The following is a 15,863-nucleotide window of genomic DNA, read 5'->3' as shown; positions in this document are numbered from 1 at the left end:
GTCGCGCGGAGTCGCGCCGGTGACCGGGGCGGACGTTCGGTTCCGGCGGGCGGTCAGCCCCGGCAGCCCTCCAGGAGCCGCAGCCACACCTCGCTGATCGTGGGGTAGGCGGGCACGGCGTGCCAGAGCCGGTCGATCGGCACCTCGCCGACCACCGCGACGGTCGCCGAGTGCAGCAGTTCGGCGACCGCCGGACCGACCAGGCAGGCGCCGACCAGCACTTGGCGCTCCAGGTCGAAGACCACCCGGGCCCGGCCGCGGTAGCCGTCGCCGTACAGCGAGGCCCCGGCGACGGCGCCGAGGTCATGGTCGACGGCCTTGACCCGCAGCCCGGCCTGCTCGGCCGCCGCCAGGGTCAGGCCGACGGCGGCGACCTCCGGTTGCGTGAAGACCACCTGCGGCGCGCCCGCGCTGTCGGCCGACGCGGCGTGCGCGCCCCAGCGCGAGGTGTCCAGCGCACGCCCCTGAGCGCGGGCCGCGATGGCCGCACCGGTGATCCGCGCCTGGTACTTGCCCTGGTGGGTGAGCAGCGCCCGGTGGTTGACGTCCCCGGCGGCGTAGAGCCACTCTCCGGGCACGCCGAGCACCGTGCAGCTGTCGTCCACCTCCAGCCAGCCGCCCGGCTGCAGCCCGACCTGCTCCAGGCCGATGTCGGCGGTGCGCGGGGCCCGGCCGGTCGCGTACAGCACGTCGTCGGCGCTCAGCGGCTCCCCGTTCGAGAGGGTCAGGAGGACCGGCCCGGAGCCGTCCGCCCGCTCCAGCGCCGTGACCTCCACCCCGAACCGGACGTCCACCCCGGCCTCGCGCAGGCCCTCGGCGACGAGCTCGCCCGCGAACGGCTCCATCCGCGGCAGCAGCCCGTCGCCGCGCACCAGCAGCACGACCTCCGCGCCGAGCGCCCGCCACGCCGTCGCCATCTCCACGCCGACCACCCCGCCGCCGACCACCGCCAGCCGCCCTGGGACGGCCTGCGCCCCGGTGGCCTCCCGGTTGGTCCACGGCCGGGCCTTCGCCAGCCCCGGCACCCCGGCCGGCAGCACCGGGCGGCTGCCGGTGCACACGGCGACGGCGTGCCGGGCGGTCAGCACCCGCTCGCCGCCGTCCTCCGCCTCGACCGTGACGGTCCGCACGCCGGCCAGCCGGCCGTGGCCGCGCACCAGCTCGACGCCGGTGTCGCGCAGCCACTGCACCTGGCCGTCGTCCCGCCAGTGCGAGGCGAAGGAGTCCCGCCGGGCCAGCACCGCGACCGGGTCGAGCCGCCCGGCGCCGACCGCCTCGCGCGAGCCGGCCACCGCGCGGGCGTCGGTCAGCGCGGCCGCCGGACGCAGCAGCGCCTTGCTCGGCATGCAGGCCCAGTACGAGCACTCGCCGCCGACCAGTTCGGCCTCGACGATCACCGTGCGCAGGCCGGCCGCGACGGTCCGGTCGGCCACGTTCTCGCCGGTCGGCCCGGCCCCCAGCACGATGACGTCGAACTCTTCGGGTGTGGTCGTCATGCGCGTTCCTCCGTCGTCTCGATGGTCACCCCGGCTTGCAGAGCCGGCGTGACGGGCGTGCGGTCGCAGATGTTCAGCAGCCGGGCGCGCTGCGCCTCGTCGAGCGCCCCGGAGAGTGCGACCCGGCGCGTGATCCGTGCGCCCACTCCGTTAGTCCCGGTGTTCGTCCCCGTACCCGTCCCGTACCCGAGCCTGACCCGGACCGCCTCCAGCGGCCACTCCTCGCGATCGGCGTACGTCCGCAGGGTGATCGCGGTGCACGAGCCGAGCGAGGCGAGCAGCGGCGCGAACGGCTCCGGCCCGCTGTCCGAACCGCCGCGCCGCACCGGCTCGTCGGCGGTCAGCGGGTGGGTGCCGGCCTTGACGTCCACGTGGTACGGCGCGTCGGCGGCGCTCCCGGTGACGAGTGCTGTGGTGACCCGCTTGAACTTTGGCCCGGCGGTGGTGTCGGCGGCCTGCTCGCTCATGGGTGGGGCTCGCTCTCCTTTCGGGTCCGGCCTCCACGCCGGGCACGGGCCCGGGCCACGTGCCCGGCGCCGTGCCCATCCTCCGCCGCCGTCCGCCGTCCGCGCAGGCGAACACGCGGACGGCGGGCGGCCGGGGTGTGGCGTGGACGCCGGTCAGAGCGCCGCGAGTTCGGCCAGCTGCGCCGCCGTGTCGGCCGGGTGGGAGAACATCGGCCAGTGCCCGGTGGGCAGTTCGCACAGCTCCCAGTTCGGCCCGTTCAGCCCGGCGAACCACGGGTGGCCGGCCTCGATCATCGCGTGCACCCGGGCGAGGGGGAACGAGCAGGCCACCAGCGCCTGCGGCAGCGCGGCCCCGGCGCCGGTGAGCCGGATCCGGTCCCGGTAGGCGCCGGTGGGGTGCCGGGGTGGTCCGCGCGCCGATCCGGGCGAGCACCGTCTCCTCCAGACCCTCCGTGCTCGCGCCGTGCTCCGCGATGGCGGCCCAGGATGGCATCGGCAGCGGGCCGCCGAGACGGCGCTCGCGAAGATCCGGCGGGTGCTGCCGCCCGCCCTGCGCGAGCGGATCGACGCCGTCGAGCGGACCCTCGGCCTGACCGCCGCGCCCGACGCCGGGCCGAGTCCGGCGGCCGCCGCACTGTTCACCCTGGCCGACGCGGCCCACCGCCGGCGCCGGGCGCTCCTCGGCCACCGGGACCGCGAGGACCGGCCCAGCGAGCGGGAGTTCGACCCGTACGGCCTTATCTTCGCCCGGGGAGGCCCACTCCACGGGCCCGCTGGACGGCTGATCAGCCGGCGATCACGCCTGGCCGCCGGCCGCCTGCTCCTGCGCGACCTTGCGCTTCACCTCGGCCATGTCCAGCTTCCGCGCCTGGCCGATCAGGTCCTCGAACACCGCCTCCGGCAGCGCGCCGGCCTGCGAGAAGACGAGCACGCCCTCGCGGATGATCGCCAGCGTCGGGATCGACTGGATCCCGAACGCGGACGCGAGCTCCTGCTGCGCCTCGGTGTCCACCTTGGCGAACACGAGGTCCTGGTGGCGCTCGGCGGCCTTCTCGTACACCGGGGCGAACTGGCGGCACGGTCCGCACCACCCGGCCCAGAAGTCGATGAAGACGAAGTCCTTGCCCTCCGGGCCGGGGACGATCTCGTCGAAGTTCTCCTTGGTCAGCTCGACCGTGTTGCTCATCTCGCGATTCCTTCCCTTCCGGAGGCGGCGGTTCGGACCATGCGCCCGCGACAACGGCCCGCCGGCACGGGCTATTCCGCCGGTCTCCCGGGGAGCGCCGGACGATCACCACGTGGAGCGTCCCGGCGGGTGGCTGCGCCGAGCCGGACGGCGACCGGGACGCGCTGCAGACCACTGGCGGCACGGTGCTCCAGCCGGGGGACACCGACCACTTCGAGGTGCGCGCCCGGGGCGCCGGCACCGTGCTCGTCTCCGTCCCGGCACACCGTGCTCAAGCCTGCTCAAGCCCGTTGCGGCCAGTGCGGGTTCGGCGTGCCCTCGGCGGTCATGTGTGCGCGCCGCCAGATCCCGGGCCAGGCGCGCGTTCTGCCGGCGGACGTAGTCGGGCAGCCGCAGCGCCGGGTGACGGAACGGGTCCTGGTGCCAGGCGTCCTCCGGCGCTCCCGGGTGGCTCCGCAGCCACCACGGCCGCGGGGCAGGCCCGGCCCGGCGCCCGGCCCGCTTCTCCGCCCGGCGCTGCGTCGCGTACTCCTGCGCCCGCGCGGGCCACAGCACCCGTGCGTCGTGCAGCTCCTCGACGGCCCGGACGAGCGCGTCCGGGTCCGCCTGCGGCCGCCGGGGGATCCGGGCACTGAGCGTGAGGTGGTGGTACGTCGCCCGGAATCCGTACGGCGCGAAGCGCGTCAGACAGGTGCGCAGGGACACGAGCCGTCGGTGGATGGGGAGTTGGGCATCGTGCACGAGAGCCCGGTGGGTCAGGAAGCTCGCCACTCTACTCGTCCTCGACCGGCGGGTCGGGCACCCGGCCGAGTGCGGCGGCGATGCTGGCGGCGTGCTCCGGCAGCTGCTGTTCGGCCCAACGCCCGGCCAGGTCGACGAAGTTGCGCAGGTCCAGCTCGGCGCGCACGACCAGAGCGCGCAGCTCCTCCGAGGGCAACTCGATGACCGGGCTGTCCTTCTTGAGGTCCATGTCGACGGTCAACCGGACGACGTCGTCGAGGCGTTGGGCCAGCCGGGGCGGGCCATGGCCGAACCCGCCGGTGCCCTCGCTGTCGAGCACCTCCAGCCACTCGCGCCACTCTTCGAGGCCGTTGCAGCAACCCGGGTCGAAGACGACACCGGTGGCGGTGTCGGTGACGCGGAAGCCGCCAGGGGCGTACGGGTGCGGGTTGGTGAGCAGCCCGAGCAGGAAGGCGGCGACCGGATCGTCCGGACCAGCTCGGTCGTGCCCGGCCCCATCTCGCCGGCAGCGCGCCGGACAGCATGCCGGACAACCGTCGCACCCCCTTGAACACGTTCAAACCGATCGCCGATGCGACTCCACGCCGGCGACTCGAACGCGTTCAACTTGCCATCCGTCCCGCCCTGGCCCCACCCCGGCCCCTGCTGCCCTGGTGCGGATGCCGGGTGCGGCGCACTCTGGAGGAGTAACCGATGGAGGTGATCCGCCATGCAGACTCTGGTCGGTTGGCACATCGAGATGGAGTTCCGCGAGGAGGGCCCGCGGACGACCGCCGCCGCCCTGCTCCGGCTGGCCGACGGGACCGAACTGCGAGCCCACGGCAACAGCAGCCGCCACCCTTCGGACCCGGAACAGTTGCGGGTCGGCGAGGAGATCGCCGGGGCCCGCGCGCTCAACGACCTCGTCTCGCAGCTCCTCACCAAGGCTCACGCCGAGATCCAGGAGGTCAGCCCCGTCCCGACCCACCCGCTGACGTGACCGGCCCCGGCGGCGGTCCGGGCGCCCGGGAGGGCGCGTGGGAACAGCACGGGCCGCGCATCCCGCTGATCTGCCCGCGCTGCGGCCACGAGCAGCGGGTGGTGCCCGGCGGTCCGGAGCGGGTGGTCAGGGTCGTGCACGTGGGGACCGGCCGGGAGGCGTGCGAGCCCGGGGACCTGGCCCGGGCGCCGGACGACGGGGACTGATCTGGGACTGAACCGGGGCTGGGCCAAGAAGAGTTGACGCCGAACGCCGGGGACCGTGTCGGTCCCCGGCGCGTCGGCCCGGCTCGACCCGGTCCGGTTCGGCCCGAGTTGGGCCCGGTCCAGTCCGGTGTCAGTTCGGGCAGTACGTCGTCGGCAGTCGCCACTCTGGCCCGACCAGCCGCTGCTCCAGCTCGTCGATCGTGATCCGGATCCCGACCGTCCCCGCCAACCCGACCCGGAACCGGCTGCGGGCCAGCGCGATCAGGGCCGTCAGGCCGTACTTGTTGATCAGCGAGGTGCGGTAGCGCGCGGTCGCGTCCGCGTCGCAGACCCGCGCCCGGGCCGGGAGCCGGCGGCCGGTCGGGCGCCCGTGGGTGTCGCAGGGGCTGATCAGCACCTTGGGGTGGCGCCGGATCCGTTCGGCCTCGCCCGAGTGGGCCGGGGTCCAGATCCCGAGCGCCGGACCGTCGGCGACCACCCAGATCTGCGACTCCAGCCGGCTGCCGTCGTCGCCGAAGGTGGTGAGCAGGAGGTATCTGGCGTCGGCGAGCTGCTCGGTACGGTCATGCACGATGTCCTCCCTCTGGCGTGGGGGGTCGGAGCCGGATCAGTGTCCGTGGCCCTCGGAAATCTCGTGGTACTCGTCGGCGGTGGGCTTGGCGATCTGCGCGTGCTCGCCGTGGAACCCACGGGACAGCCTCGCACGGGTGCGGGCGAGCGCACCCGCCGGGCGGGCGACTCCATTCTCGTCGATCGCGGCCGGCGCTTCGAGGGGGCGCGGCTGCTCGTGCGCGGTGAGCCGGTGCAGTTCGGCGGGTGCGAGCCCGGCGTGCACCTCGGTGAACTCGCCGTGCGGCAGGCGCCGGATGATCCCGGTCTCGCGGCCGTGCAGCACCTTGTCCCGGTCCCGGCGCTGGAGGCCGAGGCACCAGCGCTTGGTCACCACGAAGGTGATCACCGGCGCGACGAAGAAGCCGATCCGGACGGCGTACGTGATGGCGTTGAGCGACAGGTGCAGGTGGGTGGCGACCAGGTCGTTCCCGCCGCCCGCGAGCATCACCAGGTAGACGCTGATCCACGCCGCGCCGAGCGCCGTGCGGACGGGCGCGTTGCGCGGCCGGTCCAGCAGGTGGTGCTCGCGCTCGTCGTTCGTCACCCAGCTCTCGACGAACGGGTAGCCGGCGATCGCGCCCAGGACGAGCGGGAAGAGCGTGAACGGGATGAGCACCCCGAGGTTGAGGGTGTGGCCCCGGAGCCCGATCTCCCAGCCGGGCATGACGCGGATCAGGCCCTCGGCGAAGCCCATGTACCAGTCCGGCTGGGCGTCGGTCGACACCTGGTCGGGGCGGTACGGGCCGTACGCCCAGATCGGGTTGACGGTTGCGATCGCCGACACCAGCGCGATGATGCCGAACACGAGGAAGAGGAACCCGCCGGCCTTGGCCATGTACACCGGCATCAGCGGCATGCCGACGACGTTCTTCTCCGTCCGTCCGGGCCCGGCCCACTGGGTGTGCTTGTGGTAGAAGACCAGGATCAGGTGGGCCACCAGCAGCCCCAGCATGATGCCGGGGATCAGCAGCACGTGGATGGTGAAGAACCGCGGGATGATGTCGTGCCCCGGGAACTCCCCGCCGAACAGGAACATCTGGACGTACGTGCCCACCAGTGGCACGGCCAGCACCACGCCCTCGATGAACCGGATGCCGGTGCCCGACAGCAGGTCGTCCGGCAGCGAGTAGCCGAAGAAGCCGTCCAGCATGCCGAGGAAGAGCAGCAGGAAGCCGAACACCCAGTTGATCTCGCGGGGCTTGCGGAACGCGCCGGTGAAGAACACCCGCATCATGTGCACGAACATCGCGGCGACGAAGACGATCGCCGCCCAGTGGTGGATCTGCCGGATCAGCAGGCCGCCGCGCACCTCGAAGCTGATGCCCACGGTCGAGGCGTAGGCCTCCGACATGGGCACGCCCTTGAGCGGGACGTACGAGCCGGCATAAACCACCTCGCCCATGCTCGGCTTGAAGAACAGGGTCAGCCAGACACCCGTCAGGATGATGATCAGGAAGGTGTACAGGCAGATCTCGCCCAGCATGAAGGACCAGTGGTCCGGGAAGATCTTGCGCAGGTTGGCCCTGGCCAGGGTGTAGATCCCCAGCCGGCCGTCCGCCCGGTCGGCGGCGCGCTGCGCCCGTCCTGGGCTCTGATTCCGGGTCATGGTCCACGCACCTCAGTCGAACGGAAACGGGGATTGTTCCCCATTTCGAACCGGGGCCCACCATAATCGGGGAGTGCTCCCCGTATCTACTCGGGGGTCACCGCCGGTCGCGCGAGAACGGCGAGCGGCCCGCCGAAACGGCGAGCGGCCCGCCCGGTGCCGTGAGACACCGGACGGGCCGCGTACGCGCACCCGAAGTTCGCCCGCGAGGGGTCAGTGCACCAGCACCGGCACCTCGTTGCCCTCCTGGGCGGCGGCGGTCGAACCGGCCACCGCGCCGGGGCGGCCGGCGTTGACGAAGGTGAACGCCACGGTCGCGGCCGCCACCAGGATCCCGAAGGACACCCAGATCGCGGTCGAGAAGCCGTGCACCATGCCCTGGAACTGCAGCACCTTCGCGGCGGCGGGGTCGGTCGCCGCGGCGGCGGTCGCGTGCGAGGCCAGCCAGGTGGTGGTGGCGCTGGCCGCGATGGTGTTCAGCAGCGCGGTGCCGATCGCGCCGCCGACCTGCTGCGAGGTGTTGACCATGGCCGAGGCCACGCCCGCGTCGCGCGGCTGGACGCCGTGCGTGGCGAGGCTCATGGCCGGCATGAACGCGGTGCCCATGCCGAGGCCCATCAGGATCAGGCCGGGCAGGATGTGGACCGGGTAGGAGGAGTCCAGGCCGATCTGGGTCAGGACCAGCATGCCGATCGAGGCGATCAGGAAGCCGGGCGCCATCAGGAAGCGCGCCGGGACCCGGGTCATCAGCCGGGCGCCGATCTGGGTCGAGCCGGTGATCATGCCCGCCACCATCGGCAGGAACGCGACGCCGGTCAGGACCGGGCTGTAGCCGAGCACGATCTGCAGGTAGTAGGTCAGGAACAGGAACAGGCCGAACATGCCGATCACGGCCATGCCGAGCGACAGGTACACCCCGCCGCGGTTGCGGTCGAGCACCACGCGCAGCGGCAGCAGCGGGGCCTTGACCTTGCGCTCGACCAGGACGAACGCGGTCAGCAGCAGGGCGGCGGCGACGAACAGGCCCAGCGTGCTGCCGGCCGTCCAGCCGTTCGTCTCGGCGCGGGTGAAGCCGTAGACCAGGGAGACCAGGCCGGTGGTCACGAGCAGCACGCCCGGGACGTCCAGACGGTTGCGGTTGCGGCCCTCGCTGGGCTCGCGGATCACCAGGACGGCGCCGGCGGCGGCGATGATGGCGAACGGGATGTTGACGAAGAAGGTCCAGCGCCAGTTCATGTACTCGGTCAGCAGGCCGCCGAGGATCAGACCGATGGCGCCACCGCCACCGGCGATCGCGCCGTAGATGCCGAAGGCCTTGGCGCGCTCCTTGGCCTCGGTGAAGGTCACCGCGAGCAGGGACAGCGCGGCGGGCGCGAGCAGCGCGCCGAACACGCCCTGGAGGGCGCGGGCGCCGAGCAGCATCGCGGTGTCGGCCGCGGCGCCGCCGAGCGCGGAGGCGAGGGCGAAGCCGGTCAGGCCGACGATGAAGGTGCGCTTGCGGCCCCACAGGTCGGCGATCCGGCCGCCGAACAGCAGGAGGCCGCCGAAGGCCAGCGCGTAGGCGGTGATCACCCACTGGCGGTTGCCGTCGGAGATGCCGAGGTCGCGCTGGGCGGACGGCAGGGCGATGTTCACGATGGTCGCGTCGAGGACGACCATCAGCTGGGCGAGGCCGATGAAGATCAGCGCCTTCCAGCGCCGGGGATCGGGCAGCGTGGCCGGGCGGGCGTCGGTTTCGGGCATGGCGGTACTCACTTCGCGGTGCGTGCGGGGCGTGAAAGGTCAACTGGCGTACGGAATCCAGGAGTTGTCGCCGTACGCGGGCGTGCCGGGATCAGGCCGCGGCGGCCTGGGGTTCCGGTCGGTCGGTGGTCGGTCGGTGGTGGGTGGTCGGTCGGAGGTCGGAACGGATCAGTGGTGGGCGGCCTGGAAGTCCTCGAAGGTCGCGGGCCGGCCCGGCAGGACCGAGCGGGCGGGCGCCCGCAGGCCGTCCAGGAACAGCTGCAGGTGCCGGTGCACGAAGTCGTCGAGCATCCGGCAGGACGTGTTGGGCAGCGGGCGGGACAGCTGGCTCATCGCGACGAACAGGTCGCCCTGGCCGACGCCCGACCGCAGCTCGCCCGCCGCGTCGGCCCGCTCCAGCAGACCGCCCACGGCGGCGTGCAGCCGCTCGCGGATCTCGACCACGTCCGGGTCGAACGGGTCGACCCGGGTGCCGAACACCATGCACAGCGCGCCGACCTTCTCCTCGACGGTCGCGTGCGCGAACCGCTGGAGCGCGTCGAACGGGCTGGTGCCGCCGTCCGCCTCGGCCGTCGCCGTCTCGGCGAGGGCCAGGATGCGGCTCTTGACGAGCAGTGTCACGGCCAGGATCAGCGACGCGCGGTCCGGGAAGTTCCGGTACAGCGTGGCGTTGCCGACCCCCGCCCGCTTCGCGATCTCGTCCAGCGGCACGTCCGCGCCGTGCTCGACGAACGCGTCACGGGCCGCCAGCACGATCCGCTCCCGGTTCCGCGTCGCGTCGGCGCGCAGCTTGGGCGTGCGGACGGCCTCCACGGAACGGGCCGGCTTGGTGACGGCGGTGGTCATGGCGACTGCTCCTCACAGGATACCGGGGAACTTTTCCCCGCTTCTGCCTACGAAGGAGCAAACGGGGATTCCATCCCCGGATATTTCGCCGCCCCGCGTGACCTGCGTCACATCTCCTCGATGGTGCCGGCCGGGGCGGGATCGCGCTCCACGCGCCCCACACCGACGCGAACGAGCACGGCATGATTCTCACCTTCCGCGGCGAACTCGCCCTCGGTGGCTGCGAATCCGAAGAAACCGTCGCCACCCCGCATGCGCCCGGCGGGCGCTATCGGCGGAACCGAGATGGCCCGTAGCCACTGTGCTCGTTGTACCGGGGGATGCCCGAGGCGGAGGAGGAAGGCCCATGGCCGCGATCTCCGAGGACACCGAGCCGCTCAAGAACTGGGTGCGCTGAACCCGGCCGTGCCTGCCATGGCCGGATACGCCCGTCGGCCTAGGCTGTGGGCGTCCCGGGCGGCCGGTGGGTCGTGGGAGTCGGGAGGGGCCCGGCGGCCGGGTGGTGGCGAGGAGGTCCGCGATGGGCAGCGGTGAGACCGCCCGGGTGCGCTGCGTGGAGGCCGTTCCGTGCTGGGTGAGCCTGACGGCCCGGGACCTGGAGGGCGCGAAGGCGTTCTACGGTCCGCTGCTGGGCTGGGAGTTCGAGCCCGGGCCGGACCGTTTCGGCCCCTACGCGCACGCGGTGGCCGGCGGTGAGACGGTGGCCGGCCTGGGTGTCGCGGGTGGCGGCTGGGCGATGCCGGTCGCGTGGACCAGCTACTTCGGGACGGAGAGCGCCGACGCCGCCGCCGACGCGGTGCGTGAGCGCGGGGCCACCCTCGCCGTCGGGCCGCTCACCTTCGACGTCGGGCGGATCGCCTTCGCGGCGGACCCGGCCGGCGCCGCGTTCGGCATCTGGGAGGGCATGCTGGGCCGGGCCCGGCGCCTGGACCTGCCGGGCGCCCCGGTCTGGATCGAGCTGCGCACCCCGGACCCGTTCGCGGCGGCCCTGTTCTACGGCGAGGTGTTCCGCTGGGACGGCCGCGACCCGGAGCGGTTCGACGTGCGCTGGGAGCACGACCGGGTGGTGCTGCGCGCGGAGGGCCACAGCGTCGCGGCGCTCGCGAAGGAGCAGGCGGGCGGCCCGGCGGGGCTGCCGCCGCACTGGGAGGTGTCGTTCTCCGTCGCGGACACCGACCGGGCGGTCGCGCTGGCCGAGCGGCTGGGCGGTTCGGCGCTCGGGCCCGCCTTCGACTCCCCGTACGGGCGGGTGGCGCGCCTCCAGGACCCGGAGGGCGGCCGGTTCGCGGTGATCAGTCCGAAGGGCTAGCCGGCGGGCCCGCCTCGGCGATCTCCTCGCGGTCGGCCCGCAGCCGGTCGCCGAGCGCCGCGCGGGCCGCGGCGGGCAGGGCCTTGCGGGCGGCGGGGAACAGCTTCTTCTCCTCGGCCGTGTGGTGCCGCCGGACGGTGTCGGCGAGCCCGCCGAGGAGGGCGGCGAAGGCCGGGTCGGCGGGGGAGAGTCCCTGGAGGTCGGACAGGTACTGCCCGATCGCCAGGTGGTCGTGGATGCTGCTGAAGACCAGCGCCCCGCCGTCCGGCACGTCGTGCTGGACGACCGGGAAGAGGTGCTCCTCCTCGGCGGCGCAGTGGGTGAACAGCAGGTCGGTGAGCTTCACCAGCAGATCGGTGCGCTCGGCGGTGCCACCGGGCGCCGACTCGATCCGGGTGAGCAGGTCGGCGACCGCCCGGTGGTCGGCGGTGAACTCGCCGAGGATGTCCGGCCTGCGGCTCATGGCATGCCCGCCTCTCGCACGGAAAACGTCCCCCGCTCCCTCCAGTGTCCGGCATCGGCTGACGCGCTCGGCGAAGCCGTGGGTCAGCGCCCCTTGATCACGACGTCGGTGGTGAGCCGGCCCGGGTGGCAGTGCCCGGAGACGTCCCCGAACGACAGGCGGACGGTGAGCGGGCGCCGGTTGTTCACATTCGAACTTCAAGGTACGGTCAAGGAGCGGCCGGTTCAAATTTGAACTAAAGCGGGGTGCCCGAGCGCGGCCGCATCACCACACCGCACCCCCGCGACCGACCCCCCACCGATGGAGACGCGCATGCCGAGCAGCAGCCCGAGCACGACCGCCCCCACCACTGTCCGCCCGGGCCGGGCGACCCCCGGCCCGGCGGAGACCTCCCCGCACGCCTACGACGCCGGGCTCCTGCTCCTGCGCCTCGTGCTCGGCCTGACCATGGCCGCGCACGGCAGCCAGAAGCTGTTCGGCTGGTTCGGCGGCGGCGGGATCGACGGCACCGGTCAGTTCTTCACCGCCAGCGGCTACCCGGCGGGCAACGCCATGGCCGTCGTCGCGGGCCTCACCGAGACGATGGGCGGCCTCGCGCTCGCGATCGGCCTGCTCACCCCGCTGGCCGGCGCCGCGATCGTCGGCACGATGGTCAACGCGATCGCCGTCACCTGGGGCGGCGGCTTCTTCGCGCCGAAGGGCGACGAGTACGAGCTGCTGCTCACGGCCGGCGCCGCCGCGCTCGCCCTGACCGGCCCCGGCCGCTACGCCGTGGACCGCTTCCTGCCGGTGGTCCGGGCGCACCGCCTGGCGTACGGCGCGGCCGCCGTCGTGGTCGGCCTGGCGACCGCGGGCGTGATCCTGCTGCTCCGCAAGTAGTCACCGACTCCCCTGCGCCGGAGCCGTGGCGGCGAACCGCCGCCACGGCGCCGGCGTTGGCGTCACTCGTCGATCCGCACCAGCGCCAGCGTGATGTTGTCCGGTCCGCCGGCCTCGATCGCGGCCTTCCACAGTTCGAACGCCGCCTTGCCGTCCGACCGGTCCGACCCCTCGTACGGCCGGGCGAGCAGTTCGGCGAGATCGTCCTCGGGCACCGGGTCGGTGAGTCCGTCGCTGCACACGAGGTAGCGGTCGCCGGCGGCGAGCGGGGTCGTGCGCACGTGGGGTTCGACGAAGGTCAGGCCGAGCGAGCCGCCCAGTGTCTGGGTGACCACCGAGGTGGTGCGCCGGCCGGGCGGCAGCGGCGGGCTGTCGTCCACGCTCACCCGGCGCAGCCCGTCCGCGGTGATCCGGTAGACCCGGCTGTCGCCGATGTTGAAGGCCACCGTCTGTCCGGGCAGCAGCACCAGGCCGGCCACCGTCGTGCCCATCGCGGCCAGCTCCGGCTGCTCGGCGGCGGCCGCGTACACCGCGAGGTTGCAGTCCTGGAGCTCCTCGCGGACGGCCTCCTCGCCGTCCAGCCCGGGGCCGTCCGCGGCGAGTCGGCGGGCCACCAGGGCGCTGGCCACCTCGCCGCCGGGGTGGCCGCCGAGGCCGTCGGTGACCGCGACGACGCAGGGCGGGCCGAGCGGGAAGAGCAGGGTCTGCGGGTTGGTGGTCACCGTGGCGCAGAGCGTCCACGGTCCGACCGTGAGGCTGTCCTCGTTGTGCTCGCGCACCAGGCCCTCGTGGCTCAGCGCGCTCACCGCGATGTACGGCGCCATCGGCTCGCCGCCCTTCGGGAGCTCTTCTCATCCCATTGTCGGCGCCGCCCTCCGCGGGTGGCAGCCGGAAGCAGCCGGGAGTCGCACCTCTGGTGCGCTTCCCGCGCCCCTCTGGTGCGCTTCCCGCGCCGATCCGCCCGCTCTGCGGTGTAATCGTACGAATGATCACGTTTCGCTGATCAGGTTTCCGCCGCTCCTCCTGACGCACTCCGGAGGGAACCGACCGTGCAGCCCGAGCCGCAAGCCGTCCTGTCCCCGCTGACCAGCGCGGCCGTCTTCCTGGTCCTCACCGTCGAACCGGGCGGCGAGAACACCGTGCGCGACCTGCTGCCGGACCTCGCCGGGCTGCGCCACTCGGTCGGCTTCCGTGCCCCCGAGGGTGGCCTGACCTGCGTCACCGGCATCGGCTCGGAGGCCTGGGACCGGCTCTTCGCCGGCCCCAGGCCGGCTGGACTGCACCCGTTCCGCGAGGTGGCCGGCGCCCGCCACCGGGCCCCGGCCACCCCCGGCGACCTCCTGCTGCACGTGCGCGCCGGGCGGATGGACCTCTGCTTCGAACTCGCGGCCCGGCTCACCGACCGCCTCGTCGGCGCCGCCACCGTCGTCGACTCCGTCCAGGGCTTCCAGTACTTCGACGACCGGGACCTGCTCGGCTTCGTCGACGGCACCGAGAACCCCGAGGGCCGCGCCGCCGAGACCGCCGCGCTGGTCGGCGACGAGGACCCGGACTTCGCCGGCGGCAGCTACGTCGTCGTCCAGAAGTACCTGCACGACCTCGACGGGTGGAACGCCGCCGGCGTCGAGGAACAGGAGCGGGCGGTCGGCCGCACCAAGCTCGGCGACATCGAGCTCGACGACGCGGCCAAGCCCGCCGACGCGCACATCGCGCTCACCGTCGTCACCGGGCCGGACGGCGAGGAGCGGCAGATCGTCCGCTTCAACATGCCCTTCGGCTCCTTCGAGCGCGGCGGCGAGTACGGCACGTACTTCATCGGCTACTCGCGCACCCCCGAGGTGACGGAGGAGATGCTGCGCAACATGTTCGTCGGCCGCCCGCCCGGCACCACCGACCGGCTGCTCGACTTCTCCACCGCCGTCACCGGCTCGCTCTACTTCGTCCCGACCGCCGACTTCCTCGACGCCCCGCCGCCCCCGCCGCCCCCGCTGCCCGTGCCGCCCGCCGCCCCGGGGGACGGCTCGCTCGGCATCGGCGGCCTCAAGCGGACCTCCTGACAAGGACCTTCGCACCATGGACAACCTGCACCGGGACCTCGCCCCCGTCTCCGCCGCCGCCTGGGCGGAGATCGAGGAGGAGGCCCGCCAGACGTACCTGCTGCACATCGCCGGCCGCCGTGTCGTCGACCTGCACGGCCCCGAGGGCGCCGGCCTCGCAGCCGTCGGCACCGGCCACCTCACCGGCATCGACCCGCCCGCCGACGGCGTCGGGGCCCACGCCCGCGAGGCCCGGCCGGTGGTCGAGCTCCGCGTCCCCTTCACCGTCGCGCGCGACGCCGTCGACGACGTCGAGCGCGGCGCCCGCGACTGCGACTGGCAGCCGGTCAAGGACGCCGCCCGCACCCTCGCCCTCGCCGAGGACCGCGCCGTCTTCGAGGGCTACCGGGCCGCCGCCATCGAGGGCATCCGCGCGGCCTCCACGAACCCGCCCGTCCCGCTCCCCGACGACGTCCGCGACTATCCCAACGCCGTCAGCCGCGCCCTCAGCGTCCTGCGCCTCGCGGGCGTCGGCGGCCCGTACTCGCTCCTCCTCGGCGCGGACGCCTTCACCGCCGTCAACGAGACCAGCGACCACGGCTACCCGGTCCACAACCACCTCGCCCGGCTCCTGGACGGCGACATCATCTGGGCCCCCGCCATCGAGGGCGCCTTCCTGCTCTCCACCCGCGGCGGCGACTTCGAACTGGTCCTCGGCCAGGACGTCTCCGTCGGCTACCTCTCCCACGACGCCGACTCGGTGCGGCTGTACCTGCAGGAGTCGCTCACCTTCCGCGTGCACACCGGGGAGGCGGCCGTCGCCCTGGGCAGTCCGGCACCCGAAGGTTCGGCGCCGGAAGGTTCGACGCCGGAGGGCGGCCCGCGGCCCCCCGGACACCGGGAAGGGTACTGAGTTCCTTTACGAGGGGTACTGAGTGCCGTATTCTCTCATCGGAGCCTCTGACGCCAGTCGAAGAGAGCCGACACGGCATACCGGTCCAGGTGGCGCTTGCGGCGCGCACGGCGCGGCCGGGCCGGGATTGGCACTCAGTACCCTCGGCATGACCTGAGGCCATGGATCCAGTGCACCCGTGACAGGAGAACCGCTCATGAGCTTGAGGATCGTCGTCTGCGTGAAGTACGTGCCGGACGCGACGGGCGACCGCCGCTTCGCGGACGACCACACCACCGACCGGGACGGCGTGGACGGCCTCCTGTCGGAGCTGGACGAGTACGGCGTGGAGCAGGCGCTGCGGATCGCGGAGGCGAACGAGGGCGCCGAGGTCACGGTGCT

At 73.4% G+C, this 15,863-nt stretch carries 17 protein-coding genes and 2 pseudogenes; 8 read left to right on the top strand and 11 right to left on the bottom strand.

Annotated elements, in window-relative coordinates; genetic code table 11:
- Window positions 1-53: 53 nt before the first annotated feature.
- The 3 genes from ACWCXH_RS23110 to ACWCXH_RS23100 form a co-directional block, all read right to left on the bottom strand.
- Window positions 54-1,496 carry a dihydrolipoyl dehydrogenase family protein gene (locus ACWCXH_RS23110; protein ID WP_449803345.1) on the bottom strand — a complete coding sequence of 481 codons (1,443 nt, stop codon included), beginning with the start codon at window positions 1,494-1,496 and terminating at the stop codon, window positions 54-56.
- Window positions 1,493-1,963 (bottom strand): OsmC family protein, encoded by a 471-nt coding sequence (locus ACWCXH_RS23105; RefSeq protein WP_449803344.1) that lies wholly within the window; start codon window positions 1,961-1,963, stop codon window positions 1,493-1,495. Before ACWCXH_RS23105 ends, ACWCXH_RS23110 begins: the two co-directional genes overlap by 4 nt.
- Window positions 1,964-2,116: 153 nt before the next feature.
- Window positions 2,117-2,293 (bottom strand): hypothetical protein, encoded by a 177-nt coding sequence (locus ACWCXH_RS23100; RefSeq protein ID WP_449803343.1) that lies wholly within the window; start codon window positions 2,291-2,293, stop codon window positions 2,117-2,119.
- Between the two features lie 61 nt (window positions 2,294-2,354).
- Between ACWCXH_RS23100 and ACWCXH_RS23095 the strand changes: the two are divergent.
- Window positions 2,355-2,705: pseudogene (locus ACWCXH_RS23095) on the top strand (transcriptional regulator); the annotation flags it as partial.
- Window positions 2,706-2,759: 54 nt separating this feature from the next.
- Here the strand turns inward: ACWCXH_RS23095 and ACWCXH_RS23090 are convergent.
- A complete protein-coding gene (locus ACWCXH_RS23090; protein ID WP_449803342.1) occupies window positions 2,760-3,203 on the bottom strand; it encodes a thioredoxin family protein in 444 nt (147 codons plus the stop codon).
- A 718-nt stretch (window positions 3,204-3,921) separates the two neighbouring features.
- A complete protein-coding gene (locus ACWCXH_RS23085; RefSeq protein WP_449803341.1) occupies window positions 3,922-4,209 on the bottom strand; it encodes a hypothetical protein in 288 nt (95 codons plus the stop codon).
- Between the two features lie 390 nt (window positions 4,210-4,599).
- Between ACWCXH_RS23085 and ACWCXH_RS23080 the strand changes: the two genes are divergently transcribed.
- Both ACWCXH_RS23080 and ACWCXH_RS23075 read left to right on the top strand, forming a co-directional pair.
- On the top strand, window positions 4,600-4,869 hold the full coding sequence (locus tag ACWCXH_RS23080) for a DUF1876 domain-containing protein (RefSeq protein WP_449803340.1): 270 nt from the start codon (window positions 4,600-4,602) through the stop codon (window positions 4,867-4,869).
- A complete protein-coding gene (locus ACWCXH_RS23075) occupies window positions 4,866-5,075 on the top strand; it encodes a hypothetical protein (protein WP_449803339.1) in 210 nt (69 codons plus the stop codon). Before ACWCXH_RS23080 ends, ACWCXH_RS23075 begins: the two co-directional genes overlap by 4 nt.
- Before the next feature lie 130 nt (window positions 5,076-5,205).
- Here the strand turns inward: ACWCXH_RS23075 and ACWCXH_RS23070 are convergent, their stop codons facing one another.
- The 4 genes from ACWCXH_RS23070 to ACWCXH_RS23055 all read right to left on the bottom strand — a co-directional run bounded on the left by ACWCXH_RS23070 (window position 5,206) and on the right by ACWCXH_RS23055 (window position 9,882).
- Window positions 5,206-5,646, bottom strand: coding sequence for a PPOX class F420-dependent oxidoreductase (locus tag ACWCXH_RS23070; RefSeq protein ID WP_449803338.1), 441 nt, complete (start codon window positions 5,644-5,646; stop codon window positions 5,206-5,208).
- A 36-nt stretch (window positions 5,647-5,682) separates the two neighbouring features.
- A complete protein-coding gene (gene qcrB / locus ACWCXH_RS23065) occupies window positions 5,683-7,293 on the bottom strand; it encodes a cytochrome bc1 complex cytochrome b subunit (RefSeq protein ID WP_449803337.1) in 1,611 nt (536 codons plus the stop codon).
- 213 nt (window positions 7,294-7,506) lie between these two features.
- Window positions 7,507-9,036 (bottom strand): MFS transporter, encoded by a 1,530-nt coding sequence (locus ACWCXH_RS23060; protein ID WP_449803336.1) that lies wholly within the window; start codon window positions 9,034-9,036, stop codon window positions 7,507-7,509.
- Between the two features lie 168 nt (window positions 9,037-9,204).
- The gene (locus ACWCXH_RS23055) at window positions 9,205-9,882 is read right to left on the bottom strand and encodes a TetR/AcrR family transcriptional regulator (protein ID WP_449803335.1); all 678 of its coding nucleotides are present in this window, start codon (window positions 9,880-9,882) and stop codon (window positions 9,205-9,207) included.
- 520 nt (window positions 9,883-10,402) lie between these two features.
- Here ACWCXH_RS23055 and ACWCXH_RS23050 point away from each other — a divergent pair.
- Window positions 10,403-11,191 (top strand): VOC family protein, encoded by a 789-nt coding sequence (locus tag ACWCXH_RS23050; protein ID WP_449803334.1) that lies wholly within the window; start codon window positions 10,403-10,405, stop codon window positions 11,189-11,191.
- Here ACWCXH_RS23050 and ACWCXH_RS23045 read toward each other — a convergent pair.
- On the bottom strand, window positions 11,175-11,654 hold the full coding sequence (locus tag ACWCXH_RS23045) for a hemerythrin domain-containing protein (protein ID WP_449803333.1): 480 nt from the start codon (window positions 11,652-11,654) through the stop codon (window positions 11,175-11,177). The genes ACWCXH_RS23050 and ACWCXH_RS23045 overlap by 17 nt on opposite strands.
- A gap of 312 nt (window positions 11,655-11,966) precedes the next feature.
- Here ACWCXH_RS23045 and ACWCXH_RS23040 point away from each other — a divergent pair, with 312 nt between their 5' ends.
- A complete protein-coding gene (locus tag ACWCXH_RS23040; RefSeq protein WP_449803332.1) occupies window positions 11,967-12,533 on the top strand; it encodes a DoxX family protein in 567 nt (188 codons plus the stop codon).
- A gap of 62 nt (window positions 12,534-12,595) precedes the next feature.
- Here the strand turns inward: ACWCXH_RS23040 and ACWCXH_RS23035 are convergent, their stop codons facing one another.
- Complete coding sequence (locus tag ACWCXH_RS23035; protein ID WP_449803331.1) at window positions 12,596-13,357, bottom strand: PP2C family protein-serine/threonine phosphatase; 762 nt, start codon at window positions 13,355-13,357, stop codon at window positions 12,596-12,598.
- 225 nt (window positions 13,358-13,582) lie between these two features.
- On the opposite strand from ACWCXH_RS23035, the gene ACWCXH_RS23030 reads away from it, so the two are divergent.
- The 3 genes and pseudogenes from ACWCXH_RS23030 to ACWCXH_RS23020 form a co-directional block, all read left to right on the top strand.
- The gene (locus ACWCXH_RS23030) at window positions 13,583-14,590 is read left to right on the top strand and encodes a Dyp-type peroxidase (protein ID WP_449803330.1); all 1,008 of its coding nucleotides are present in this window, start codon (window positions 13,583-13,585) and stop codon (window positions 14,588-14,590) included.
- A gap of 16 nt (window positions 14,591-14,606) precedes the next feature.
- Window positions 14,607-15,482 (top strand): family 1 encapsulin nanocompartment shell protein, encoded by an 876-nt coding sequence (locus tag ACWCXH_RS23025; RefSeq protein WP_449803329.1) that lies wholly within the window; start codon window positions 14,607-14,609, stop codon window positions 15,480-15,482.
- Window positions 15,483-15,678: 196 nt separating this feature from the next.
- Window positions 15,679-15,863 (top strand): annotated as a pseudogene (locus ACWCXH_RS23020) (electron transfer flavoprotein subunit beta); the annotation flags it as partial.

Source organism: Kitasatospora sp. NPDC001660, from assembly GCF_053596725.1.
Note: the sequence above shows the minus strand (reverse complement) of the source record. Positions and strands in the feature narration are given on the sequence as shown.

What these genes read in the sequence shown, in the direction of transcription:
- ACWCXH_RS23105 (WP_449803344.1), bottom strand. Translation starts at nt 1,963, where the DNA reads ATGAGCGAGCAGGCCGCCGACACCACCGCCGGGCCAAAGTTCAAGCGG.
- ACWCXH_RS23050 (WP_449803334.1), top strand. Translation starts at nt 10,403, where the DNA reads ATGGGCAGCGGTGAGACCGCCCGGGTGCGCTGCGTGGAGGCCGTTCCG.
- ACWCXH_RS23055 (WP_449803335.1), bottom strand. Translation starts at nt 9,882, where the DNA reads ATGACCACCGCCGTCACCAAGCCGGCCCGTTCCGTGGAGGCCGTCCGC.
- ACWCXH_RS23035 (WP_449803331.1), bottom strand. Translation starts at nt 13,357, where the DNA reads ATGGCGCCGTACATCGCGGTGAGCGCGCTGAGCCACGAGGGCCTGGTG.
- ACWCXH_RS23110 (WP_449803345.1), bottom strand. Translation starts at nt 1,496, where the DNA reads ATGACGACCACACCCGAAGAGTTCGACGTCATCGTGCTGGGGGCCGGG.
- qcrB (WP_449803337.1), bottom strand. Translation starts at nt 7,293, where the DNA reads ATGACCCGGAATCAGAGCCCAGGACGGGCGCAGCGCGCCGCCGACCGG.
- ACWCXH_RS23045 (WP_449803333.1), bottom strand. Translation starts at nt 11,654, where the DNA reads ATGAGCCGCAGGCCGGACATCCTCGGCGAGTTCACCGCCGACCACCGG.
- ACWCXH_RS23080 (WP_449803340.1), top strand. Translation starts at nt 4,600, where the DNA reads ATGCAGACTCTGGTCGGTTGGCACATCGAGATGGAGTTCCGCGAGGAG.
- ACWCXH_RS23060 (WP_449803336.1), bottom strand. Translation starts at nt 9,036, where the DNA reads ATGCCCGAAACCGACGCCCGCCCGGCCACGCTGCCCGATCCCCGGCGC.
- ACWCXH_RS23040 (WP_449803332.1), top strand. Translation starts at nt 11,967, where the DNA reads ATGCCGAGCAGCAGCCCGAGCACGACCGCCCCCACCACTGTCCGCCCG.
- ACWCXH_RS23025 (WP_449803329.1), top strand. Translation starts at nt 14,607, where the DNA reads ATGGACAACCTGCACCGGGACCTCGCCCCCGTCTCCGCCGCCGCCTGG.